The organism is Mesorhizobium sp. WSM4310, from assembly GCF_007003935.1.
In the GTDB taxonomy this organism is placed as follows: Bacteria; Pseudomonadota; Alphaproteobacteria; order Rhizobiales; family Rhizobiaceae; genus Mesorhizobium.
In genome coordinates, this window is the sequence record NZ_VFTA01000012.1 from 12,918 (window position 1) to 36,366 (window position 23,449).

Annotated in this window: 25 protein-coding genes; 7 read left to right on the forward strand and 18 right to left on the reverse strand. The window is 63.8% G+C overall.

Annotated features, from left to right (window positions below; all coding sequences use genetic code 11):
* Nucleotides 1–4: 4 nt before the first annotated feature.
* The gene (gene clpS / locus FJV80_RS14980) at nucleotides 5–334 is read right to left on the reverse strand and encodes an ATP-dependent Clp protease adapter ClpS (RefSeq protein WP_010909565.1); all 330 of its coding nucleotides are present in this window, start codon (nucleotides 332–334) and stop codon (nucleotides 5–7) included.
* 278 nt (nucleotides 335–612) lie between these two features.
* The gene (locus FJV80_RS14985) at nucleotides 613–942 is read right to left on the reverse strand and encodes a phasin family protein (protein ID WP_095774324.1); all 330 of its coding nucleotides are present in this window, start codon (nucleotides 940–942) and stop codon (nucleotides 613–615) included.
* Nucleotides 943–1,226: 284 nt separating this feature from the next.
* On the opposite strand from FJV80_RS14985, the gene FJV80_RS14990 reads away from it, so the two are divergent.
* The gene (locus FJV80_RS14990; RefSeq protein ID WP_142876789.1) at nucleotides 1,227–2,666 is read left to right on the forward strand and encodes a D-alanyl-D-alanine carboxypeptidase; all 1,440 of its coding nucleotides are present in this window, start codon (nucleotides 1,227–1,229) and stop codon (nucleotides 2,664–2,666) included.
* Nucleotides 2,667–2,712: 46 nt separating this feature from the next.
* Here the strand turns inward: FJV80_RS14990 and FJV80_RS14995 are convergent, their stop codons facing one another.
* From FJV80_RS14995 to FJV80_RS15005, 3 genes are all read right to left on the reverse strand, one after another.
* Nucleotides 2,713–3,414: a DnaJ domain-containing protein gene (locus tag FJV80_RS14995; protein WP_095788827.1), complete on the reverse strand. Its 702-nt coding sequence runs from the start codon at nucleotides 3,412–3,414 to the stop codon at nucleotides 2,713–2,715.
* 276 nt (nucleotides 3,415–3,690) lie between these two features.
* A complete protein-coding gene (locus FJV80_RS15000) occupies nucleotides 3,691–4,128 on the reverse strand; it encodes a DUF1489 family protein (RefSeq protein WP_142876790.1) in 438 nt (145 codons plus the stop codon).
* A gap of 71 nt (nucleotides 4,129–4,199) precedes the next feature.
* Nucleotides 4,200–5,603 (reverse strand): L-serine ammonia-lyase, encoded by a 1,404-nt coding sequence (locus tag FJV80_RS15005; RefSeq protein ID WP_142876791.1) that lies wholly within the window; start codon nucleotides 5,601–5,603, stop codon nucleotides 4,200–4,202.
* Between the two features lie 176 nt (nucleotides 5,604–5,779).
* Here FJV80_RS15005 and FJV80_RS15010 point away from each other — a divergent pair, with 176 nt between their 5' ends.
* Nucleotides 5,780–6,499, forward strand: coding sequence for a DUF599 domain-containing protein (locus tag FJV80_RS15010; RefSeq protein WP_095774319.1), 720 nt, complete (start codon nucleotides 5,780–5,782; stop codon nucleotides 6,497–6,499).
* On the opposite strand, the gene FJV80_RS15015 is transcribed toward FJV80_RS15010, so the two are convergent.
* From FJV80_RS15015 to FJV80_RS15040, 6 genes are all read right to left on the reverse strand, one after another.
* Nucleotides 6,472–7,269 carry a YdcF family protein gene (locus FJV80_RS15015; protein ID WP_142876792.1) on the reverse strand — a complete coding sequence of 266 codons (798 nt, stop codon included), beginning with the start codon at nucleotides 7,267–7,269 and terminating at the stop codon, nucleotides 6,472–6,474. The two genes, FJV80_RS15010 and FJV80_RS15015, sit on opposite strands and share 28 nt — an antisense overlap.
* A 26-nt stretch (nucleotides 7,270–7,295) precedes the next feature.
* The gene (locus FJV80_RS15020) at nucleotides 7,296–8,861 is read right to left on the reverse strand and encodes an amidase family protein (RefSeq protein WP_095793009.1); all 1,566 of its coding nucleotides are present in this window, start codon (nucleotides 8,859–8,861) and stop codon (nucleotides 7,296–7,298) included.
* A complete protein-coding gene (locus FJV80_RS15025; RefSeq protein WP_142876793.1) occupies nucleotides 8,861–9,316 on the reverse strand; it encodes a GNAT family N-acetyltransferase in 456 nt (151 codons plus the stop codon). The genes FJV80_RS15020 and FJV80_RS15025 overlap by 1 nt, the downstream gene beginning before the upstream one ends.
* A gap of 7 nt (nucleotides 9,317–9,323) precedes the next feature.
* A complete protein-coding gene (gatC, locus tag FJV80_RS15030; RefSeq protein ID WP_095774315.1) occupies nucleotides 9,324–9,611 on the reverse strand; it encodes an Asp-tRNA(Asn)/Glu-tRNA(Gln) amidotransferase subunit GatC in 288 nt (95 codons plus the stop codon).
* Between the two features lie 122 nt (nucleotides 9,612–9,733).
* Nucleotides 9,734–10,150: a hypothetical protein gene (locus tag FJV80_RS15035; RefSeq protein WP_095774314.1), complete on the reverse strand. Its 417-nt coding sequence runs from the start codon at nucleotides 10,148–10,150 to the stop codon at nucleotides 9,734–9,736.
* Between the two features lie 24 nt (nucleotides 10,151–10,174).
* Nucleotides 10,175–10,882, reverse strand: coding sequence for a metal-dependent hydrolase (locus FJV80_RS15040; RefSeq protein WP_142876794.1), 708 nt, complete (start codon nucleotides 10,880–10,882; stop codon nucleotides 10,175–10,177).
* 125 nt (nucleotides 10,883–11,007) lie between these two features.
* Here FJV80_RS15040 and ruvX point away from each other — a divergent pair, with 125 nt between their 5' ends.
* Nucleotides 11,008–11,532: a Holliday junction resolvase RuvX gene (gene ruvX, locus FJV80_RS15045; RefSeq protein WP_095774313.1), complete on the forward strand. Its 525-nt coding sequence runs from the start codon at nucleotides 11,008–11,010 to the stop codon at nucleotides 11,530–11,532.
* On the opposite strand, the gene FJV80_RS15050 is transcribed toward ruvX, so the two are convergent.
* The 3 genes from FJV80_RS15050 to FJV80_RS15060 form a co-directional block, all read right to left on the reverse strand.
* On the reverse strand, nucleotides 11,432–11,791 hold the full coding sequence (locus FJV80_RS15050; protein ID WP_095774312.1) for a DUF6105 family protein: 360 nt from the start codon (nucleotides 11,789–11,791) through the stop codon (nucleotides 11,432–11,434). The two genes, ruvX and FJV80_RS15050, sit on opposite strands and share 101 nt — an antisense overlap.
* Nucleotides 11,791–12,339 (reverse strand): hypothetical protein, encoded by a 549-nt coding sequence (locus tag FJV80_RS15055; RefSeq protein ID WP_095774311.1) that lies wholly within the window; start codon nucleotides 12,337–12,339, stop codon nucleotides 11,791–11,793. Before FJV80_RS15055 ends, FJV80_RS15050 begins: the two co-directional genes overlap by 1 nt.
* A gap of 156 nt (nucleotides 12,340–12,495) precedes the next feature.
* Complete coding sequence (locus FJV80_RS15060; protein WP_095774310.1) at nucleotides 12,496–14,124, reverse strand: DNA alkylation response protein; 1,629 nt, start codon at nucleotides 14,122–14,124, stop codon at nucleotides 12,496–12,498.
* Between the two features lie 157 nt (nucleotides 14,125–14,281).
* Between FJV80_RS15060 and FJV80_RS15065 the strand changes: the two genes are divergently transcribed.
* The 4 genes from FJV80_RS15065 to dprA are packed head-to-tail and all read left to right on the forward strand — an operon-like array spanning nucleotide 14,282 to nucleotide 18,320.
* Entirely contained in the window at nucleotides 14,282–15,262 is a 981-nt protein-coding gene (locus tag FJV80_RS15065) for an aspartate carbamoyltransferase catalytic subunit (RefSeq protein ID WP_019858236.1), read from the forward strand.
* On the forward strand, nucleotides 15,259–16,545 hold the full coding sequence (locus FJV80_RS15070; protein WP_142876795.1) for a dihydroorotase: 1,287 nt from the start codon (nucleotides 15,259–15,261) through the stop codon (nucleotides 16,543–16,545). The genes FJV80_RS15065 and FJV80_RS15070 overlap by 4 nt, the downstream gene beginning before the upstream one ends.
* Nucleotides 16,546–16,602: 57 nt before the next feature.
* Complete coding sequence (gene plsY / locus FJV80_RS15075; RefSeq protein ID WP_095774308.1) at nucleotides 16,603–17,190, forward strand: glycerol-3-phosphate 1-O-acyltransferase PlsY; 588 nt, start codon at nucleotides 16,603–16,605, stop codon at nucleotides 17,188–17,190.
* Nucleotides 17,187–18,320, forward strand: a complete 1,134-nt coding sequence (dprA, locus tag FJV80_RS15080; protein WP_142876796.1) for a DNA-processing protein DprA — start codon at nucleotides 17,187–17,189, stop codon at nucleotides 18,318–18,320. The genes plsY and dprA overlap by 4 nt, the downstream gene beginning before the upstream one ends.
* Nucleotides 18,321–18,329: 9 nt before the next feature.
* Here dprA and FJV80_RS15085 read toward each other — a convergent pair whose 3' ends face one another.
* The 4 genes from FJV80_RS15085 to FJV80_RS15100 form a co-directional block, all read right to left on the reverse strand.
* Entirely contained in the window at nucleotides 18,330–18,542 is a 213-nt protein-coding gene (locus FJV80_RS15085) for a hypothetical protein (protein WP_095788862.1), read from the reverse strand.
* Between the two features lie 46 nt (nucleotides 18,543–18,588).
* Nucleotides 18,589–19,380 (reverse strand): trehalose-phosphatase, encoded by a 792-nt coding sequence (otsB, locus tag FJV80_RS15090; protein ID WP_095788833.1) that lies wholly within the window; start codon nucleotides 19,378–19,380, stop codon nucleotides 18,589–18,591.
* Nucleotides 19,377–21,146 (reverse strand): trehalose-6-phosphate synthase, encoded by a 1,770-nt coding sequence (locus FJV80_RS15095; protein ID WP_095788834.1) that lies wholly within the window; start codon nucleotides 21,144–21,146, stop codon nucleotides 19,377–19,379. The genes otsB and FJV80_RS15095 overlap by 4 nt, the downstream gene beginning before the upstream one ends.
* Before the next feature lie 109 nt (nucleotides 21,147–21,255).
* The gene (locus tag FJV80_RS15100) at nucleotides 21,256–23,418 is read right to left on the reverse strand and encodes an amylo-alpha-1,6-glucosidase (RefSeq protein ID WP_095788863.1); all 2,163 of its coding nucleotides are present in this window, start codon (nucleotides 23,416–23,418) and stop codon (nucleotides 21,256–21,258) included.
* Between the last annotated feature and the right edge of the window lie 31 nt (nucleotides 23,419–23,449).

Here is a 23,449-nt window from a genome sequence, read left to right on the forward strand (position 1 = left end):
TACCTCACTTCTTCTCCATCACGCATTGCAGCGGATGCTGATTCTGTCGGGCGAAATCCATGACCTGAGACACTTTGGTCTCGGCCACCTCGAATGTATAGACCCCGCACTCGCCCACTCCATGATTGTGAACATGAAGCATGATGCGTGTGGCGGCTTCGCGGTCCTTCTGGAAAAAACGCTCCAGCACGTGAACCACGAACTCCATTGGAGTGTAGTCGTCGTTGAGGATGAGGACCCGATAAAGGCTGGGCTTCTTGGTCTTGGTTTTGGTGCGCGTGATGACGGCCGTCCCGCGGCCGGCCTCATTGCCGTCGCCGCCGCCGTTTTGCATCCGCGCCACTTGTCTCATGGCAGTCAAACCGATCGTCACGTAATCCTGCCTCTTTCGAATCCCCATGCGAGTTCAACATGTAGGTGTTCGATGGACGATTTTAAGCCCTTCTGGTTAGCTGACAATATGGCTAGGTGACCAAACTTGGCGGATTTTCGCAATCGTGAAGCGCCACGCCGCCGCAAACCGGAAATTAGCACGAAAAAACCCGGCCGCGTTTCCGCGACCGGGTTTCGCCCCGGGCCCAAAGGGTCCGGATCTAAAACTATTGGCCGAAATTACTTCGCCTTGGCAACGATCGATTCGAACGGCTTGTAGGCTTCCTTGGCGAGTTCGGCGTAGAGATCGCCGATCTTGGTGGCCTCGGCGACGAACGCCTCGTAGGACTGCTTGGCGTAGTCGGACTGGATCTCGATCGCCTTGTCCAGCGACTTGGCCGAAAACAGCTTCTCGAAAGCGGCGCTGCCGGCTTCGAAGCTCTTCTTGGTGTATTCACCGGCTTCGGTGGCGATCGCCTGAGCGCCCTTGGAGAGCGAAGCGAAGCTCTTCAAACCGGTGTCGGCGAATTCCTTACCGTATTTGCTGAAGTCCTCATAGGTCTGGGTCATTTCACGATTCCCTTGACGGTTGAGGCGTCCTTCTTCGGGGCGCCCTTGTGCAATGCACTAGAGTATATTGTGCGCCGCACAAAAGTCAATATTTCGCCGGCGGGCGCCGCCGCCTGCGCAGGCAATGGCTAAAAATCAAATAAAGTGCGTTTCAAGCCCGAAGAAAATGGTGAACGCGGCGGTTACCATAAACGGATTGGTAACGCTGCCCCGTTAGCTTGGCTGAAAGTGAGGCAGGACCCTTTGCCGCCTCCAACGCAACGAAGAATTCAAGGGAAATATCAGTGCGTAAGGCGTTGTTGGGCATCGTTTCCAAATCCACCTCCCCCCTCAAAGCGATGATGGTCTTCGCCCTGGCGATGACGTTCGTTTGCGCCGACGTTGCCTCCTCGCTGGCAGCACGGCCGGCCGCCATCGTCGTGGACGCCAAGACGGGCAAGGTGCTCTACTCCGCGGATGCCAACGGCAGGCGCTATCCGGCGTCGCTGACCAAGATGATGACGCTTTATCTGACCTTCGAAGCGATGGCGAAGGGCAAGATCAGCCGGAACACGCCTGTCGTGTTTTCCGCCAAGGCCTCCGCCGAAGCGCCGACGAAACTCGGCGTGAAGCCGGGCGGTTCGGTCTCGGTTGAAACCGCGATCCTGTCGATCGTCACCAAGTCCGCGAACGACTCGGCCACGGCACTTGGTGAAATGATTGGCGGCGATGAAACCACTTTTGCCCGCATGATGACCGCCAAGGCGCGGCAGCTCGGCATGAACGGCACGGTCTTCCGCAACGCCAACGGCCTGCCCGACCCCGGCCAGTTCACCACCGCGCGCGACATGGCGACGCTCGGCATCGCGCTCAGGGAGCATTTTCCCCAGTATTATGGCTACTTCTCGCAGCGTTCCTTTCTCTATGGCCGCCAGCGCATCAACGGCCACAACCGTCTGCTCGGACGCATCAAGGGCGTCGACGGCATCAAGACCGGCTACACCCGTGCCTCCGGCTTCAACCTCGTCTCATCCGTGGCCGACGGCAACCGTCGCCTCGTCGCCGTTGTCATGGGCGGCACGTCGGGCGGCAGCCGCGACAACCAGATGGCATCGTTGATCAACACCTACCTGCCGAGGGCCTCGACCCGCGGCGGCGGCGACCTGGTCGCCAAGGCCGACAGCAGCAACCCGATCAAGGCCCTTGCCAAGGTTCTCCTGCCCAAGCACGACGCGCCGACCCCGGACGAGAAGCCGGTCGCGGTGGCCAGCGCCGATGACGCCGTCGCCGACGACGCAACGGTTGCCGAGGATGACACCGCCGACAGCAATGCCCAGGCCGAAGCGCCCACGCTGGTCGCCCCGGCAAAGAAGGTGAAGACGGTCATCGTCTCCGCCCCCAAGGTCGCCACGGCGCAGGTCGTGGCCGCCTATGCCGAGCCGACGCAGGCCGCCGAGGCGGCGTCAAGCGTCGATCCGGTCAACACCGCTTCGGTGCCGTCGGGCTGGGCCATCCAAGTCGCCTCTTCACCGAAGCAGTCGGAAGCCCAGGCCGTCCTCGACAAGACCAGCAAGCAGGCACCAAAAGCGCTGGCGGATGCTTCCGGCTTCACCGTCGCGTTCGACAAGGACGGCGTCACCTACTACCGCGCCCGTTTCGGCGGCTTTGGCTCGAAAGACGCCGCCTGGAAGGCCTGTACCGCTTTGAAGAAGAAGAAAATCGAGTGCTACGCCGTCCAGCAGTAGGGCGGCGTGGAAGCATCTCCCGGAAAATTTTTTGCGTCGAAGGAGACTAGTTGTGATTGGAGAGCAAGACGTCCTTGGCTTCGTTGATTCGCGCCGCCAGGAAAGACGTGCCGCCGATATCGGGGTGCAGGCGCTGCATCAGGCGGCGGTGCGCCTTGCGGACATCCGCCGCGGCGGCCCCCGCTTCAAGACCAAGGACCTTGTAGGCCTCCTCCTTAGTCATGGCGCCCGGACCTGGCGCAACACCCAGCCCTTCGCCACCGTTCGTCTCAGTGTTTTTGCGCCAGACGGGAAATCTGCCGTCAAGATACGTCTCTAGCAGCTGGCGGCTCTCCGCATCGGCGGAGAGTTCGCGGTAGAGATGTTGCAACTCCGCAAGGCCCATAGCGCCAAGCATCTTGCCGTCATGGCGGCCGGCCAGAACCAGCCCTTCGAGGCCGCCGGTATCGTGATCCAGCTCCATTTCGAGCGCTGCCGTCCGCACCGTTGAGCGTTTTCCCGGCGCCGGCCTGGCATCAGGCCGGTTCGTGCGCGTGGCGGCATACCAGCCGATCGCCACGAACAGCATGATGCTGCCGATTCCGCTTCGGCCGACCAGAAGCACGGCGGTGCCTACCAGCGCCAGCAGGATCGGTCCCAGTGTTCTCATGCCGGTTGCCAGCCGGGCCGGATCGGCCCGCAGGAAGGCCGAGGCTATGCCCAGGAGCACCAGCAGCAATGCGACCAGACCGATAATTGCTGCTAACATTTCCCACCGCCCCGCAGATGCCCTGTCCGCCTGGACAGCCGCGTGATGTCATCCAACACTTTTTCTGCGCCGGAATGATGGCTTTCACCTGGACAGGACGAGAACCGCCACGCTGGCTGGCTCTCCAGCCCATTGGCCCTTGTCGGCTTCGTCAGCTTTTCATTGCGCATGAATTTCAAGATGTGGCGTTGTCGCGCCGCTTGCAAGTCCAGTGCGAAGCAAGATGGAGGGCCAGAAAAGCCCGCGCCAAAACAGGCAGCGCCTGCGTGCGACGGCCTACAGCAAGCCGAGATCGGCAAGCTCGCGCCTGAGTTTCGGCGGCATCTCGACCAGTCCCGCCTTGCCTTTGCCGAGATCAGGTGGTGCATCCGACGGTTTCAAATAGCGCCAACCCTGGAAGGCCCGGCGCGGCTGCCAGTCGGTGCGCACGACATGCGGATCAAGCATAAGGTGGCAGCGACCGATGCCCTCGTCGTCAATGAACGGCCGGATCTCGGTGATCAGCTGCCGGCATTGCACACTGCCCTTGATCACCCAGTAGAGCGAACCGCCATCGGTGATCTCGGCGCCACGCGTGGGCACCATGCGGGTGGTGTGCCAGTGTTCGGCCGGCTCGCCGGCCCGGCGCCGTTCGTCGAGACGGAACTCGATCCATTCCTCGAGATCCTCGACGCTGTCGCAGCCGACGCACAGTTTTAGGAGATTGAGATCCATTCGCTAAGGTTAGTCCGGAGCGCCGGGACGTCAACGGCATGAAGGGGCTTCTCCACAGTGGCCAGCGTTGCTCAGCACTCCACGACATTGACGGCGAGACCGCCGAGGCTGGTTTCCTTGTACTTCTCGTTCATGTCGAGACCGGTCTGGCGCATGGTCTCGATCGCCGCGTCGAGCGGCACGAAATGGACGCCGTCGCCCTTGATCGCCAGCGACGCGGCCGTCACCGCCTTGACCGCGCCAAGCGCATTGCGCTCGATGCACGGCACCTGGACCAGCCCGCCGACCGGATCGCAAGTCATGCCGAGATGGTGTTCGAGCGCGATTTCGGCGGCATTCTCGACCTGCTCGGGCGTGCCGCCCATGACGGCGCACAGGCCGGCAGCGGCCATCGCCGAGGCGGACCCGACCTCGCCCTGGCAGCCGACCTCGGCGCCCGAGATCGACGCATTGGTCTTGATGATGCCGCCGACGGCGGCAGCCGTCAGCAGGAAGTCGCGAATGCTGGGCTGGTCGGCCTCGGGATGGAAATGCAGCCAGTAGCGCAGTACTGCCGGCAGCGTGCCGGCCGCCCCGTTGGTCGGTGCGGTGACGACGCGGCCGCCGGCGGCATTCTCCTCGTTGACCGCCATGGCGTAGATCGACAGCCAGTCGTTGGCGAGCAGCGGATTTGGACGATTCTGCTGCCACTGTTCCTGCAGCTTGTCGTGCAACTGCCGGGCCCGGCGCCGCACCTTCAGCCCGCCCGGCATGATGCCGTCCTGCGACAGGCCACGGTCGATGCAGCTCTTCATCGCCCCCCAGATGGCGTCGAGGCCGGCGTCGAGCTCCTCGCGCGACATCTGCGTTTCCTCGTTGACGCGCTTCATCTCGGCGATGGAAAGCCCGCTCTTGGCCGCCATCTTGAGCATCTCGACGGCGTTCTTGAAGGGATAAGGCACTTTCTTGCCTTCCGATGTCACCGACCCCTTGGCCTTCATGCGCTGCAGCTCTTCTTCCGACACCACGAAGCCGCCGCCGATCGAATAGTAGATGCGCTTGAGCAGCAGGCGTCCGCCGGCGTCATAGGCATGGAACGCCATGCCGTTGGCGTGGCCGGTAAGCGGTGTCTTGCGGTCGAGCACCAGATCCGTGGCCGGGTCGAAATGGTAGGACGGGTGACCTGGCGGTGAAATCATCTTGTCGGCGGTGATGCGGCCGATGATGCCGTCGGCCTGGTCCGGATCGACCGTCTGCGGGGTCTGGCCGGCAAGGCCGAGGATGACGGCGCGGTCGCTGCCATGGCCGATGCCCGTATAGGCGAGCGAGCCATGCAGGCTGGCGCCGATGCGGGCGACCTTGGCGCCGGCGGGACGCGGCCAGTCGTCGCCCGCGACCTCGTCGAGAAACCGCCGCGCGGCCGTCATCGGCCCCATCGTGTGCGAGCTCGAGGGGCCGATGCCGATCTTGAACAGGTCGAAAACCGAAAGGAACACGCTGTCTCCTGGAGTCGCGTCGAGGATCCTACATATAGGAATTCCAAGGAATGTTTCCGCTCTTTTGACGGTCGCGGCGCAGCACCTGCCGACCTTGTTTGCTCCGGCAGCGACATTGCTGCCGATCGCGGGAGCCGGCATCGAAGCAACCACGCTGGATGTGATAAATTCAGCCCATGGGCGATTCCTTCTATCTTTCGATGGCTGATTTCGGGGCGCTGGCCTTCTTCCTGATCGCGTGGCTGCTGCACACGCTCGCCTCGGACGGCAAGCTGGTCAGCCGCATGTCGCTGACGACGGCGATGAATGCACAGCGCGAGGCCTGGATGCGCACCATGGCCGAGCGCGAAATCCGCATCGTCGACACCGCCATCATGAGCGGTCTGCAGCAAGGAACCGCCTTTTTCGCCTCAAGTTCGCTGATCGCGCTCGGCGGCTGCTTTGCCTTGCTCGGCGCGTCCGACCGGGTGCTGGAAGTGCTGAGCAACCTGCCGCTCGGCGGCGCGCCATCGCGCCCGGCCTTTCAGATCAAGGTGCTGGGACTGGTGCTGATCCTCGCCTTCTCCTTCTTCAAATTCGGCTGGGCCTACCGGCTGTTCAATTATTGCTCGATCCTGATCGGCGCGGTGCCGATCCCGCATGGCGAAGCCTCGCGCAATCCGGTCACGGAAACCGCGGTGTGGCGCGCGGCGCAGATGAACATGCTGGCCGGCAAGCATTTCAACTCGGGCCTGCGCGGCGTGTTCTTCTCGATCGGCTATCTCGGCTGGTTCGTCGATCCGGTGGTGTTCGTGCTGTCGACGCTTCTGCTGCTGGCCGTGCTGGTGCGACGCCAGTTCTTCTCGGCGGCGCGGCGCGCCGTCATCGGTCAGCCGCCCGGTCCTGGGAAAGGCTGATCGATGCGGCCGGAAAGCCAATAGGCGAAAAGCCCGATCCATTCGCGGAGCGCTATGGTGGTGTTCTGCACGGAATCAATCGCATTGTCGCGAAACAAGCCGACACCTTCCTTGCCGGAGGTGTGATAATCGACCGGCCATGGGATGGTTGGAAAACCAGCCTTGTCGAACAGCGCCTTGGCCCGCGGCATATGGAAGGCGGAGGTCACCAGCAGCCAGGTCTCGCCCGGCTTCGGGTCGACAAGTTTGCGGCTGAAGACGGCATTTTCATAGGTGTTGCGGGACTTGTCCTCCAGGACAAGACGATCGGCCGATACACCGAGCGGAACGAGCAGGCGGGACGCGGTGTCGGCGTCCCCCTCGGCGTCGATGAAAAACGCGCCGTGACCGCCTGATACAACCACCTTGGCCTGCGGGAAGCGCCGGGCGAGGATTGCGGTCTCGACCATGCGATCGCCGCTGCTGCTCAGTTCATAACCGCCACGCGCGAAGTTGATGGCGCCCTCGAAGCCGCCGCCGAGCACGACGATGCCGTCAACCTTTTGCGGCAGCGGCGGGCGCGCAAAGCGCTCCTCGAGCGGGTTGAGCATCATAGCGCCAAGCGACGTCCAGGTTGAGAGCGCCAGGATCAGAAACGCCAGGACACTGCCGGTGACGGCCAGCCGCCGCCGGCCGATCAGGCCGGCGATCAACCCGGCCAGAAGCAGGAAAATCGTCAGGTTGAGCGGCTGGATAAAGAACCAGAAGACCTTGGAAAGAAGAAAGAACATCGCACCCCTTCAGATGATCGATACCCTTACCACCACTTCTCAGGCTGAAATGTGCCAGCCGCCTGCTCGATGACGGCGGCAGTCTGGAACAGCGTCTCTTCCTCGAACGGCCGGCCGATGAGCTGCAGCCCGAGCGGCAGCCCCTTGGGGTCGAGGCCGGCAGGCACGGCGATGCCCGGCAGGCCGGCCATGTTCACGGTGACCGTGAAAATGTCGTTGAGGTACATTTTCACCGGATCGGCGGCCATGTCCTCATCCGCGATGCCGAAGGCGGCGGACGGCGTCGCCGGGGTCAGGATGACATCGACGCCGGCGGCGAACACATTTTCGAAGTCGCGCTTGATCAAATTGCGCACCTTCTGCGCCTGCAGGTAGTAGGCGTCGTAATAGCCTGCCGACAGCACATAGGTGCCGATCATGATTCGGCGCTTGACCTCGCGGCCGAAACCGGCGGCGCGGGTCTTTTCATACATCTCGACAATGTCCTTGCCCGGCACGCGCAGGCCGTAGCGGACGCCGTCATAGCGCGCCAGGTTGGACGAAGCCTCGGCGGGCGCCACGATGTAGTAGGCCGGCAGCGCGTATTTCGTATGCGGCAGGGAAATGTCGACGATCTCGGCGCCGGCATCCCTGAGCCAGGCAATGCCCTTCTGCCACAGCGCCTCGATCTCTTCCGGCATGCCGTCGACGCGGTATTCCTTGGGAATGCCGACCTTCATGCCCTTGATCGGCTTGCCGATCGCAGCCTCGTAGTCCGGCACCGGCCGGTCGACGGAAGTGGTGTCCTTCGGATCGACCGAGGCCATCGACCTGAGCAGGATCGCGGCGTCGCGCACGTCGCGCGCGATCGGGCCGGCCTGGTCGAGCGACGAGGCGAAGGCGACGATGCCCCAGCGCGAGCAGCGGCCATAGGTCGGCTTGATGCCGACGGTGCCGGTGAAGGCGGCCGGCTGGCGGATCGAGCCGCCCGTATCGGTCGCCGTCGCGCCGGCGCACAGGAACGCCGAGACGGCGGTCGCCGAGCCGCCGGAAGAGCCGCCTGGCACCAACTGCGCATTGTCCAGGGTGCGCTGGGTTTTCGTACCGCCGGCCGTCACGAAGCCGCCATCGCCCTGATGCGTCGTTGGCATCACCACCGTGTCGAGCCGCGAACGCCGCCACGGGTTGATGACCGGGCCATAATAGGACGTCTCGTTGGACGAGCCCATGGCGAACTCATCCATGTTGAGCTTGCCGAGCATGACCGCGCCATCCGCCCACAGATTGGCGGTGACGGTCGATTCGTAACGTGGCTTGAAGCCGTCGAGCACATGGCTGCAGGCCTGGGTATGGACACCTTCGGTGCCGAACAAATCCTTGATGCCCAGCGGAATGCCTTCCAGCGCACCGCCCTCGCCCTTGACCAGCCTGGCGTCGGACGCCTTGGCCATGTCGCGCGCCCTGTCGCCGGTCACCGCGACATAGGCATTGAGCGCCGGATTGGCGCGATCGATCGCCGAGAGATAGGCCTCGGTGATCTCGGTCGCGGTGATTTCCTTGCCACGCAGCTTGGCGCGGGCCTGCGAAATCGTCAGTCTGGTCAGGTCGCTCATCAAAGGCTCTTTTCGTAAAACACCGACCACTTGGAATCGGGATAATCCAGCACCGGGCCGCAGCGCGAAAACCCGGCACGTTCGTAGACGGTCCAGGCGGCGGGGTGGCGGTCGCCCGTCTCGAGCACCAGCCGCTTCAGCCCTTCCCGCCGCGCCAGTGCCTCGACGCGCTCAACGATGCTGGCGCCGATTTTCTGGCCGCGATGCGAAGGCCGCGTATACATGCGCTTGACCTCGCCAATGGCACCGCCATGGCGCTTCAGCGCGCCACAACCGATGGCGATGCCATTGTCGCGGGCGATGAAAACGGTCGTGTCTTGGCCGGCCATCTGCTCGACGGTCAGATGATAGCAGTGCTCCGGCGGCGTCAATTCGAGCAAGGTCTCGTTGAGTTCCTTGACCAGGCCGCGCACATCGTCCTGCAACGGTGTCTCGATGGCGATCTCGATTGCCATCGGCGCCCTACTCCACGACCTTCGGCACGAGGAAGAAATTCTCTTCGGTCGCAGGCGCATTGGCGACGATGTCGGTCGCCTTGCTGCCGTCGGTGACGACGTCCTGGCGCTTCTTCATCTCCATCGGCGTCACCGAGGTCATCGGCTCGACGCCGGAAACATCGACTTGGTTCAGCTGCTCGACGAAGCCCAGAATGGCGTTCAGTTCGCCGGTCATGCGTTCGGCATCTTCCTCGCTCACCGCAATGCGGGCGAGACGCGCGACGCGCTTCACAGTCTGAAGATCAACGGACATAGATTTGCCTCGGGGAAAACCAGTCCGGGCTATAGCGGCGCCGCGCGCGCGGCGCAACATGCATCATGCGAGAGACCAGGCGTGATGGCGGCCTGGTCTCGGCCATCGGTCCAAGGACAGGTCTATGGCAAGGCAACGCCCTCGCACAGATAATAGCTGCCGCTGTTGCCGCTCGCTTCGCTTTCGTCATCGATCGGCCGGACCGATACGAGATCGATCTGCGTCGGGCTGATCCGCGTCACCGACAGGACATCGGGAAAGACATAGCCCGGTTCCTGGCAGATGGCCGTCACCGCCCAGCTCGGCGAGCGTGTCGCCTTGCTGACCTGCACGAATTCGCAATTATATTCAACGCCCTGCAGGCCATGCACGGAAAGCACGACGTTGCCGGCATCGATCAGCGTCTGCAGCGTGTCCTTCCTGGCCTGCGTGCAAAGCTCCTCGGACTGCAGGTAGACGCCTTCGATGAAGTCATCCGCGGCGAGCGCGGGCGATGCCGCGACAAACATCGATACACAAAGAGATCGCCCCAACGCCATGGATTTGTTCCGCTTTGGCTGTTTCTAGATCGTAATCGTTTCACCGATTTTCGGCAACGCGACCTTCACACCGGACCCTTCGAGGCCGGCCTCGAATTTCTCGGACGTCGGATCGATCATCGGAAACGTGCCGAAATGGCAAGGGACGACCGTGTCGAACTTGAAGAAGCGCCGACAGGCAAGAGCCGCCACCGCGCCGCCCATGGTGAAACGATCCCCGATCGGCACGATGCCGATCTTCGGCTCATGCAATTCGTTGATCAGCGCCATGTCGGAAAAGATGTCGGTATCGCCCATATGGTAGAGCGTCGGGTCTTCCGGGAAATGCAGGACCAGCCCGCCCGGATTGCCGAGATAGACGTTCTTGCCGCCGTCTTCGCCAAACGAGGAAGAGTGCAGCGCCTGGACGAAAGTGGTGGTGAAGCCGCCGCAATCGACCGTGCCACCGATATTGCCGGGATTGATCTTGCTGCCGTCGGCGCCCTTGCCGACCAGATACATGCAGATCTCGAAATTGGCGACCAGCTGCGCGCCGCTCTTGCCGAGCACTTCCAGCGCGCCGCTGATGTGGTCGCTGTGTCCATGCGTCAGCAGGACATGCGTGATCCCTTCCGCCGGCCCTTCCCAGCCGCCCGTCCAGGACGGGTTGCCGATCAGATAGGGGTCGATGAGGATCTTGGCGTCGCCGGTTTCGATACGGAAGGCCGAATGGCCGTACCAGGTCAGTTTCATGAAATGCATTCCTCGATTATTGCCGGGCCAGAGGTTAAAACGCCGATGACCCCGATATCAAAGGGTATAGTGTCCGCCGCGCATCCGGAAGGACGCATGCTGCTGAAAAAGACAAGGAAAAACCGTTGGCTATCATCACGATTGAGCAATTGCCGGCATGGCTCGCCGACGGCAGGACGCTGGCGGGGCTCGATCTCGGCGACAAGACGATCGGCGTCGCGGTTTCCGACCGGGGATTCGCCTTCGCTCACCCGCGCCCGGTCATCATGCGGAAGAAATTCTCGCTCGATGCCGCCGTGCTTCTGGCCTTGCTGAAGAAGGAGAATGTCGGCGCGGTGGCGATCGGACTGCCGATCAACATGGATGGGTCGGAAGGTCCGCGTGCGCAGAAATCGCGCGCCTTCGTGCGCAACATGGCGCAGCTGAGTGACCTGCCCTTCGTGTTCTGGGACGAACGGCTGTCGACTGTGGCGGCGGAGCGGACGCTGATCGAAATGGATTTCTCGCGCGCCAAACGTGCCGGCAAGATCGATTCGGCGGCCGCGGCCTTTATTCTGCAGGGAGTCTTGGACCGGCTTCAGTCGCTCGATTCAGGCGATCGAAGGGAATTGGGCGGTCAAGCGGGACCGGGCCCGACCGACGCCGCCTGACCCAGTCCAGAATTTCGCGGCGACGGCGAAAAGCCCATATCGCCATCAGCAGAAAACCGTCGAAGATGCAGGCCTTCGCCACCATCCCCGGGATGATGGCCGGATCGATGCCGAGCATCTGGCCATAGAGCTGGAATACGAAATCGTGCAGCTGCCGGGTCAGCATCACATAGCCGAAATTCATGTCGTTGAGCGACAGGTAGAACCAGCCCCAGAACAGCGCCATCGGGGCCGCCCACAATGCGAAGATATAGCGCATCAGCGGCCTCCCTTCCCGTTCGGCCCGGTCCGGCCCGATATAAGGGAAAGCAGCGAATTATGCGCCGCTGCCTTCGCCATGCCGTGCGCCGTGGCGCGAAAATCAGCGTCATCAGACGCGGCCGCGGAGCGCCGCTCGGCGAGCATCGCGACATAGGAGGCCAGAAGCGCCGCCAATTGCACCGCAACGACCATGAACAGCCCGTTGATGCCTTGCGCGGCGCCACCGATCAGGATCATCGACAGGACGCCGGACGCGGAAATGAAGGCGATGCGAACGACGCTGTCGGCGCCCGGGCTGGCCGGATCGTTGATCAACGTATCGACAAAGGCCCAGAAGAACAGCACCGCCACGACCAGCAAGGCGATCGCCAGCGGCGCGACCACGACGACGTTCTGCAGATCGACGAACCGGGCGCTCTCGACGGTCACTCCAAGCACGCCGAGGGCTGCCGTCACACCGCGGTCTCCATCGATGCAGATCAGCGCCAGCAGGGCGAAGACGATCGCCCAGTGCACAGACAGAAAGGAGGTCAGTACGTGTCGCATCGTGGTTCCTGCTTCGGCAGGAATGACAGTGGGCTTTGCCGCCCGCCGCCGCAATGGAAACCATTTGTTAAGGTTAACGGCGATCCACAGGACGCACCCACTGCTCTCAGATGCGCTCAACTCATCGAAGAATCGGGCGATGCGGCCGCTCTCGGCTCAGGTCACCGGCGGGTAGAGCGTGTCGATGATCATGCGCGCGTCATGGCGCGAATCGATCATGCCGTAGGTGTTGCGCCACTGGCCGGCCAGGCGGGTCTCGACGAAGGCATCGGCAATCCGCCCTGCCCCCAGCCGGCGCAGCTCCGCCGCGGCGGCCGACAACGCCAGCTGTTCGGTCAGCAGCCGTGCCGAGCCCTCGTCGGTCGAAGCCACCTGCATCGCCGCCTTCAGAACGCCGATCGTGCCCCGCCCGCCGGCGCCGAGGTCGCGGTCGATGCCGGCCAGCACCTCTTCGAACAGGCCGGGCGCGCGCCCGAGCACGCGCAGCACGTCGAGCGCCATGACATTGCCCGACCCTTCCCAGATCGCGTTGACAGGCGCTTCGCGATAATAGCGGGCGAGCGGCGCCTCCTCGACATAGCCATTGCCGCCGAGACACTCCATCGCCTCATAGAGCAGCGGCGGCGCGATCTTGCACACCCAGTATTTGACGACCGGTGTCATGGCGCGGGCAAACGCCGCTTCGCCGCGATCGCTCGCCGCCTCGTCGAACGAGCGCGCCAGCCGGAACGACAGAGCGGTTGCGGCCGCAACATCCAGCGCCATGTCGGCCAGCACGCGCTGCATCAGCGGCTGTTCGATCAAGGTGGAGCCGAACACCTGGCGATGGCGGGCATGATGAACCGCTTCCGCCAGCCCTGCCCGCATGATCGCCGAGGACGCCACGGCGCAATCGAGCCGGGTCAAGGTCACCATGTCCATGATCGTCTTCACGCCGGCGCCGGGCTCGCCGACCATCTCGCCGATGGCGTTGACGAACTCGACCTCGGAAGAGGCGTTGGAGCGGTTGCCGAGCTTGTCCTTCAGCCGCTGGAATCGGAAGCCGTTGCCCGACCCGTCGCCGAGAACGCGCGGCACGAGGAAGCACGACAATCCCTCCGGCGCCTGCGCCAGCACCAGGAAGGCGTCCGACATCGGTGCCGACATGAACCATTTGTGGCCGGTCAGGCGATAGAAGCCGCTGCCGGCGCGCTCGGCCCTCGTCACATTGGCGCGCACATCCGTGCCGCCCTGTTTTTCGGTCATGCCCATGCCGAGCGTCAGCCCGGTCTTCTCGACCGGCGGCTTCTGGCTCTGGTCGTATTTGCGCGTCGTCACGCGCGGCGCCCATTCGCGAAACAGCTTTGGGCTGGCCATCAACGCCGCCAGCGAGGCGCTGGTCATGGTGATGGGGCAGAGATGCCCGGTCTCGAGTTCGGCGGTCAGGTAGAAACGGGCGGCGCGCACCTGGTGGCGGCGGCCGATCTCCGCGTCGCCATTTTCCCAGACCGAGGAATGCAACCCGTTCGCCACCGAGCGGCGCATCAAGGCGTGGTAGGCGGGGTGGAACTCGACGAGATCGATGCGCCGTCCCTGGCGGTCATGGGTCCTGAGCTTCGGCGTCTCGACATTGGCCAGGCGCGCCAGCTCCTGCGCCTCCTGCGTCAGGACGAAACGGCCGAGACCGTCGAGGTCCTTGCGCACCGGGTCGGAAAAGCGCTCGGCAAGCTGGATCAGCAACGGATCGCCTCGCCAGGCGTTGCCGCCCGTCAGCGGCGGCGGCTGGTTCGTCACGTCGTCGGTCACAATTCGTCCCTATCGTCGGAAAGCCTCGAATCCGGGGCCACCGGCTAGATATAGCCAAGCGTTGGCGCGTGCGCGACGAAAATACCGGGGAGAAAGGCGCCAATCCAAAGCTGGTGCTTGCGGGCGCAAAATCCGCACCCTATAGCAGCGCCTTGAGATGACCGACGCTTCGTCCCTGCCACTCTACCCTCACCGCCATCTTCTAGGCATCAGCGATCTTTCGCCCGCCGACATCGAGCTGTTGCTCGACCGGGCTGATCGGGCCGTCGCGATTTCGCGGCAGTCCGAGAAAAAGACCTCGACGCTGCGCGGCCGCACCCAGATCAATCTCTTCTACGAGGCCTCGACCCGCACGCAGTCCTCGTTCGAGCTGGCTGGAAAGCGGCTCGGCGCCGATGTCATGAACATGTCGGTGGCGAGTTCTTCGGTGAAGAAGGGCGAAACGCTCATCGACACGGCGATGACGCTGAATGCCATGCGGCCCGATATCTTGATCATCCGCCATCAGTCGGCGGGTGCCGCCGCCCTGCTGGCGCAGAAGGTCGGCTGTTCGGTGGTCAATGCCGGCGACGGCGCGCATGAACACCCGACCCAGGCGCTGCTCGATGCGCTGACCATCCGCCGCGCCAAGGGGCCGCTGTCGAAATTGATCGTGGCGATCTGCGGTGACATCCTGCATTCGCGCGTGGCGCGCTCCAACATCATGCTGCTCAACGCGCTTGGCGCGCAGGTGCGCGTGGTGGCGCCTTCGACGCTGCTGCCGTCCGGCATCGAGAAGATGGGCGTTATCGTCACGCGCTCGATGGCCGAAGGCCTCAAGGACGCCGACGTGGTGATGATGCTGCGCCTGCAGCGCGAGCGCATGGAAGGCGCCTTCGTGCCTTCGGTGCGCGAATATTTCCGCTATTTCGGCCTCGACGCCGAAAAGCTGAAGGCAGCCAAGGACGACGCGCTGGTGATGCATCCCGGCCCGATGAACCGCGGCGTCGAAATCGCCTCGGAAATAGCCGACGGCCCGCAAAGCGTGATCCAGGAGCAGGTGGAGATGGGCGTCGCCGTGCGCATGGCGGTGATGGAAGCACTGCTCGACCCCCGTCGCAACCAAGAGGGCCGCAATCAAGAGGGTCGCGGCGCATGAGCACGACAGTCTTTGAACGCGCCCGCATCGTCGACCCCTCGCGCGGCCTCGACGAAGTCGGCTCCGTCATCGTCGAGGGCCGCAAGATCGTTGCCGCCGGCAAAGCGGCGTTGAACCAGGGCGCGCCCGATGGCGCCACGACAATCGATTGCGCCGGCAAGGCGATCATTCCCGGACTGATCGATGGCCGCGTCTTTATCGGCGAGCCGGGCGGCGAACATCGCGAAACCATCGCCTCGGCAAGCGTCGCCGCAGCCGCCGGCGGCGTGACTTCCGTCGTCATGATGCCTGACACCGATCCGGTGATCGACAATGTCGCGCTGGTCGAGTTCGTGCTGCGCACCGCCAAGGACACGGCGATCGTCAACATCTTCCCGGCGGCGGCGATCACCAAGGGGCTCGACGGCCGCGAGATGACCGAGTTCGGCCTGCTGCGCGAGGCCGGCGCCGTCGCCTTCACCGATGGCCGCCACACCATCGCCAGTTCGCTGGTGATGCGCCGGGCGCTCACCTATGCCCGCGATTTCGGCGCCACCATCGTGCACGAGACGCAGGATGCAGATCTCGGTTCGTCCGGCGTGATGAATGAAGGTCTCTACGCCAGTTGGCTCGGCCTTTCCGGCATTCCGCGTGAAGCCGAATCGATCCCGCTCGAGCGCGATCTGGCTTTGGCGCGACTGACGCGCGGCTCCTATCACGCGGCCAAGATTTCGACGGCGATGGCCGCACACGCCGTGACGCGCGCCAAAGCCGATGGAGCTGATGTGACATCAGGCGTGTCGATCCACAACCTGTCGCTCAATGAAAACGATGTCGGTGAGTACCGCACCTTCTTCCGCCTGACGCCGCCATTGCGCGCCGAGGAAGACCGGCTGGCGATGATCGAGGCGGTCAGGGACGGCACGGTCGACATCATCGTCTCCTCGCACGATCCGCAGGATGTCGACACCAAGCGCCTGCCCTTCGCCGATGCCGCGGCCGGCGCGATCGGGCTGGAGACGCTGCTGGGTGCCGCCTTGCGGCTCTACCACAATGGCGACGTGCCCTTGCTGCGGCTGGTCGAAGCGCTGTCCACCGCGCCGGCAAGGCTGTTCGGACTGCCCGGCGGCGCGCTGAAGCCGGGCTCAGTCGCCGACCTCGCGCTCGTCGATCTCGACGAACCCTGGATCGTCAGTGAAGGCGGCATCCGCTCGCGCTCGAAGAACACCTGCTTCGAAGGCGCGCGCCTGCAAGGCAAGGTCTTGCAAACGCTGGTGGCGGGCCGCACAGTGTTCTCGGCATAGACCGGCAACGGGCGTCGCGCCCGATCGGGTTTAGTTGGGGGAAATGCGGGGGAAACAATGACTTACGGCCTGATCCTGGCGCTGGTATTCGGCTACCTCTTAGGCTCGATTCCCTTCGGGCTGCTGCTGACCCGCGCCGCCGGCCTTGGTGATGTGCGCAAGATCGGCTCCGGCAATATCGGCGCCACCAACGTGCTGCGCACCGGCAACAAGGGCCTGGCCGCCGCGACCTTGCTGCTCGATGCGCTGAAGGGCACCGCCGCCGTGGTGATATCAGGCCATTTCGCGCCGGAAACGGCGGTCTGGGCCGGCCTCGGCGCCTTTCTCGGGCATCTCTTCCCGGTCTGGCTTGGCTTCAAGGGCGGCAAGGGCGTCGCGACCTATCTCGGGGTGCTGATCGGCCTTGCCTGGCAGGTGGCGCTGATCTTCGCCGTCATCTGGCTGGCGATGGCATTCCTGTTCCGTTACTCGTCGCTTGCGGCACTTGCAGCGGCCGTCGTCGTGCCGATAGCCCTCTACTTTATGAGCGCACCGCAGATTGCCGTTCTGTTCGTGGTGATGAGCATCATCGTCTTTATCAAGCACAGGGCGAACATTTCGCGGCTGCTTGCCGGCACCGAGGGCAAGATCGGAGCCAAGGGATGAGCGAGCCGGCCGCCGGGCCGCGCCTCAGCGACCGGCAGCGGCTGAGCTGGCTGCGGCTGATCCGCACCCAGAATGTCGGCCCCGCCTCCTTTCGCGACCTGATCAACCGCTTCGGGTCGGCCGAAGTGGCGCTGGAAATCCTGCCGGAACTGATGATTTCGGGCGGCGCCAGCCGGATCGCCCGCATTCCGTCAATCGCCGAGGCCGAGTCCGAACTCGAGGCGGCCCGCCGGGTAGGCGCGCGTTTTGTCGGCATCGGCGAGCCCGACTATCCCCTGCTGCTGAGAAGCATGGACAATCCTCCGCCCCTTCTGGCGGTCAAGGGCAATGCCGCTGTGTTCCGGCTACCTGGGGTCGCCATCGTCGGCGCCCGCAACGCATCGCTTGCCGGCATCAAGATGGCGCGCATGTTGGCGGCCGAGCTTGGCGGCGACGGCTATGGCATTATCTCGGGGTTGGCGCGCGGCATCGACACGGCGGCGCATCAGGGCAGCCTGCAAACCGGCACGGTCGGTGTGCTGGCCGGAGGCCTCGACCTTCCCTACCCGCCCGAAAATGCCGGCCTGTGCGCGGAAATCGCCGAGCGTGGCGCCATCATCTCCGAAATGCCATTCGGCTGGCAGCCGCGCGCCCAGGATTTTCCACGCCGCAACCGTCTTGTCGCTGGCGCGGCCCTCGGGCTGGTGGTGGTCGAGGCCGCCCAGCGTTCGGGCTCGCTGATCAGCGCCAGGCTTGCCGGCGAAATGGGCCGGCTGGTTTTTGCCGTGCCCGGCTCCCCGCTCGATCCGCGCGCCGCAGGCACCAACGGCCTGCTCAAGGACGGCGCCACGCTGGTCACCGAGGCATCGGACATTTCCAGGGCGATCGCGCCGCTGACCGGCATGCGGGCGCCTGCCGTGCCACCATTCGAGGACCCGCCCGACTTTTCGGCCACACCGCCACCCGGCGAGAGCGACCGCGCCAAGGTCATCGAAGCGCTAGGCCCGACACCGGTGCCAGTCGACGACATCATCCGCCACACCGGTCTTCACCCGGCCCAGGTCTTCATGGTTCTGCTGGAACTCGACCTCGCTGGCCGGCTCGAACGCCATGCCGGCGGTAATGTTTCGCTGATTTTCGGGGAAGGCTGAGCACAGCCGTCAATGACGGTTAGGCTTCTTCTCCCCGGTGTCGGCATAATCCGGCGTGTTGGCTCCAAACAGATCGTTTTCGACGGCCTTGCGCCAGACTGCGTCCGCATCTTCGGGACGCAACGGCTCAGCTGTCGCCTGGCGATCTCGGCTGTTCGTCTTGGATTGCCGCCGGAGCCAGACGGGCATGATTTCCTCGATGAGGCTGGTCAGTTGGGTCATTGCAACTTCTTCCATGCGCGTGAACCGGCAATTAGGGCAGTCCGGTTCATTTGGACGTTGCGGCAAGCGTCGCCGCTTTCGCGGTCTCGCGTCTGCTCATCTCGTTCAGCCAGGCCAGGGCCGCATCCACGCCAGCCAGCGAAAAAGGCGCCGCTGTCGATCCCTGCGGCTTTATGCGAACCGAAATGCCGTCCAATTCGTTGACGGTCTCGAACCCGTTCTCGTCGGATGTATCGTCCCCAAGGAACACCGGGCGCCGTCCCCTGAAGGCCGGAACTTGCAGGAAGCGCCGGATGGCCGCTCCCTTCGCCGCCTCCAGCGGCATCAGTTCCACACCGGCATTTCCGGCCAGGATCCGATATCCCGCAGGCAATCTGTCCAGTGCCTGTTCGACCAACTCGGTCGCTCGCTGCAGCAGATGCGGTGCCGCGCGCGTATGAATGGCCAGGATTGGTCCCTTGCGCTCGATATAGACATCCGCATTGTCCAGTTCCGTAGCGATTTCGTTGGCGAGCGCGGCAATATCAGCCGGTTCGTCGGCCGCCTCGACCGGACCATCGCGCGCCAGCCTGTGCTCGAGGCCATAAAGCCCCGCGGCGCGCAATCTGAGAGGCTGGAAGAGATGGTCGACGGCAGCGATCGACCGTCCCGTGATGAACGCCAGCGCTCCATCCAATTGCGCTTCGAGCCGCACCAGCAGCGTGCGCAATTCGTCACCGACGACCACCGCATCGGGATGCGCGGCATGTTCGAGAAGCGTGCCATCGATATCGAGGAACAGGCTCCATGGCCCTTGCGGAACGACAGGCACGGCGAGGTTCGGCGAGATCGACATCATAGCGCCGCCACGCGTCTGCGATCGAGCAGCGATATCACATTGCCTGGGGCCGTTGGAGCGGTGGCAACGGCGCGATCGACGGCGTCGCGCTTGCGCAAGCGCGCCGCATCGAGAAGCATGCTGCCCGCCCACCGATAGACATTGTTGTCGCGCACGATTTCGCGCATGCGTCGCATGCGCTGGCTTTGCTCTTCCGGCGACATGGTCAAGGCCTGCAGCAAGGCATCGCCCATCATCGCCGCGTCATAGGGATTGACGATCAGTGCGTCCAGAAGCTCCTTGGAGGCGCCGGCGAACATGCTGAGCAGCAGCACGCCCTGTTCGTCCTCGCGCGCCGCGACAAACTCCTTGGCGACCAGGTTCATGCCGTCATGCAGGCTGGTGACCATGCAAACGTCGGCGGCACGGTAGATTTCGTAGACCTGCTGCTGCGAGTGATGTTCCGTTATCATCAGGATGGGTGTGTAGCCGTCGCGACCATAGCGCCGGTTGAGATCCCCGGCATGGCGCAGGCACTCCTCGTAGAGTTGCTGATAGGCTGGCAAGGTGCCCCGGCTGGGCGCGGCGATCTGCAGGAACGCCACCTTGCCGATCCATTCGGGATGAAGCGTCAGCAGTTCATCAAGTGCATTGAAGCGATCGAGGATGCCTTTGGTGTAGTCGAGACGTTCAACGCCCACGCACAGTTTGACATCTTCGGCCAGGCCGAATTTCTCCTGAACCTGCCGGCGGCACTGCGCCACGTCAGGCAGTTTGCCCAGTTGCGCCGGCGGCCATTCGATTGAGATAGGATAGGCATGGACCAGGCTGATCTGGCCACCATAGGAAATGGCCGAATCCTCGCGCTCGATCCGGCTTTCCAGGAAACGGTCGACGCTGTCGATAAAGTTGTTGCAATGGAACTGGGTGTGGAAACCGACGATCGAACTGCCGAGCAGGCCCTCGAGAATCCTCTCGCGCCATGGGCAGATGCTGAACACTTCGGAATTCGGCCACGGGATATGCCAGAAGGTGATGATGATCGCCTCCGGCAGACGCTCACGGATCATTCGCGGCAGCAGCGCGAAATGATAATCCTGGACCAGCACGATCGGCCGCTCGTTGCGGGCTTCCGCGATGACGGTGTCGGCGAATTTGCGGTTGACCGCCTCGTAGGCCTCCCAATCCGAGGCGCGGAATATCGGCCGGGTGAAGGCGATATGGCACAGCGGCCAGAGTCCTTCATTGGCAAAGCCGAGATAATAGCCTTGCTGTTCTTCCTCGCTCAGCCAGACACGGCGCAGCGTGTAGGAAGGATTGTCCGGCGGCACCTCGATCCGATCGTTCTTGTCGACCACCAGCTTGTCGGCCGAACCGCCGCCATAGGCGATCCACGTGCCCGCACAGGCGCGCGTGATCGGCTCCAGGGCCGAGACGAGCCCGCTCGCGGGTACGACCAGTTGGATGTCGTCGCCCTCGCGGTTGTGGATATACGGCTCGCGGTTTGAGACGACGATCACCTGGGCATCGGGAAGTTCGGTCGCCAGGATGTGACGCAGCGTTTCGGGCGACCACTGTACCAGTGCCGCGGCCGCCGACTGCCCGTTCTTCGCGAATTCCGGCAATGGGCCGCGAGCAGGGTCAACCTCCGCAGCGGCCAACCTGCCGCCCTTGCGCGCCCGCAACACCATCGTCACCAGCACAATAACCAGGACGCCGAGGGCTGCAACAACAAAGAGCCACAATGCGAATACGGGAACGACTAGATACGAACTGTTGTCGGGCATTGAAATCGATTACCTTTCAATGGGATACTGCTGCGGCTTTATGGACTGGAGTTTCGGCATCCCATGGCGTGGTGGTCCAACGCTCACGGTGCAGGATGGTTCCGATTTTTCAGCTCCTGACCACGAGTGGCACCAGCCCCTCATGCGGTTCGGCAAGGAAGGCGCCGACGCGATCTCCCACGCGCTGGAACGTCAGATCCACTGCCGCCTGCCCCACCGAAAGATGGCGGATGACGAGGTTGTCGATGCCGATCGGCAGGCGCGGCCGGGTCACATGGATCTCGCCTGTCCAGCCGTCGATCTGCAGGCCGAGGCACGATTGCATGAGCATGAAGGCCGAGCCGGCGGACCAGGCTTGCGGCAGGCAAGCCACCGGATAGGCGATCGGCGCTTCGCCGGCCGCGCGCGTGAAACCGCAAAACAGTTCCGGTAACCGCATGTTGAAATGGACGGCGGATTCGAAGGTGCCGCTCATCAGCCGCACGACGCTGTCGCGGCTGCCGTACCGTGCCAGTCCGGCAGCGCAGATCGCTGTATCGTGCGGCCAGATGGAGCCGTTGTGATAGGACATCGGATTGAAGAAGATCGCATCGTCCGCCAGCGTCCGCAGCCCCCAGCCGGAATGAAACGAGGCCGACAGCAGCTGGTCGGCGACCATGCGCGCGCGATCCGGGTCGGGAAGGCCGACATAGAGCAGGTGACCGGCATTGGACGTGCGCACCTTGCAAGGTTGACCATCGCCGTCCAGCGCGAGCGCATAGTAGCCGAGGTCTTCCATCCAGAAATGGCGCTCGACTGCTTGGCGAATGGCGTCGGCGCGTATTTCCCAGCTCTCGGCGCGTTCCGCCTCGCCACGCAGCCGTGCCAGCTTCGCCAACCCCTGGAACGCTGCAAAGACGTAGCCCTGCACCTCGACCAGCGCGATCGGCCCCTTCGGGATGCGGCCATCGGCGTGGAAGACGGAATCGAAACTGTCCTTCCATCCCTGGTTGGCAAGGCCGGATTCCGCGGCGCGCTGGTAGGTGAGGAATCCAGTCGAACGGCTCGCCGTTTCGATCCATTCGGCCGCGGCGCACAGTGAGGGCCACAGCGTATCAAGGAAGGCCGTGTCGCCCGTGCGGTCAGCATAGGCGCAGGCAAGATGGATATAGAGCGGCGTCGTGTCGACGCCGCCATAATAGCGGCCGAACGGCAACTCGCTCAGCGCCACCATCTCGCCCTTGCGGGTCTCGTGCATGATCTTGCCAGGTTCGGAATCGCTGAACGGAGAGGTTTCGGTCGCCTGGTGCTGAGCGAGAAACGCCAGGACGCCGCGCGCCAGGCCGGGATTGAGCCAAAGCATCTGCAAGGCGGAGATCACACCATCCCGGCCGAAGGCTGTGGAGAACCAGGGAATGCCGGCATAGGGATAGGGCCCGGTCGCCAGTTCCGTGGTGAGCAGCGCGACATCGGCGCGCGCCCGCTCCATCCAGTCGTTGAAGACGCGGCCGGAACTGTGCAGCGTCGCGCCATGCCGGCGCTTGGCGCGCATGCCGAAGCGAGCGCGGGCGGCAGCCGCGCGAAACCGGCGGCTTTCGGGGCGATCGTCCGTCGCGTTGCCCACTTCCACATAAAGCGTCTGGCTGCTGCGCTTGGTGACGGCGATGACGAAATCGGCGCGCTCGGAAGTCAGTTGATCGGGCGTCTGTGAGAAGGAAATCGCCGATGTCCGCACGACCTTGTCCAGGCCTTCGTAGCGAAGCACGACCGCATTCCCTGTGATCTCGGCCGTATGGGCGGTTCCACGCTTCGAGCGGGTCGAACCGCGGACCTCGAACATGTCGCGGAAATCGGCGGCAAAACGCAGCGATAGCAGGATCGTCGAATGCTCGCGGCTGTAGTTGGACAGTGTTATGCGCTCATACAGCCTTTCCTCCCACAACAGCCGCACGCGCTCGATATGCATAGCGCCTTGGGGAATCTGGCGCCCAGCGGCGCTCTCGATCGGCAGATTGGTGAGGTTGGTGGTGAAGAGCACGTTGTCCTGGCTGAGCGACGCGCCCAGCAACGACGTCGACCGCCCGCCGACGGTGAGGCGAAATTCGGAGAGCACGCGCGTGTCGTCGCGGAAGAACCCATCGCCGACACCGCGTATGTCGCCATAGGCATCGGCTACGGCAAAGCAATCGCCATGCTTGAGGGCGAACAGCCGATGCGGCTCCCTCGGCGCGGTTTCGTCCAGGGAAGCCAGAGCTATGGCAGGATCAAGCTTGCGCTCGTCGAGTTGGGTGATGGTCAACAGGATTGTCCCGTGCTGGGTTTTT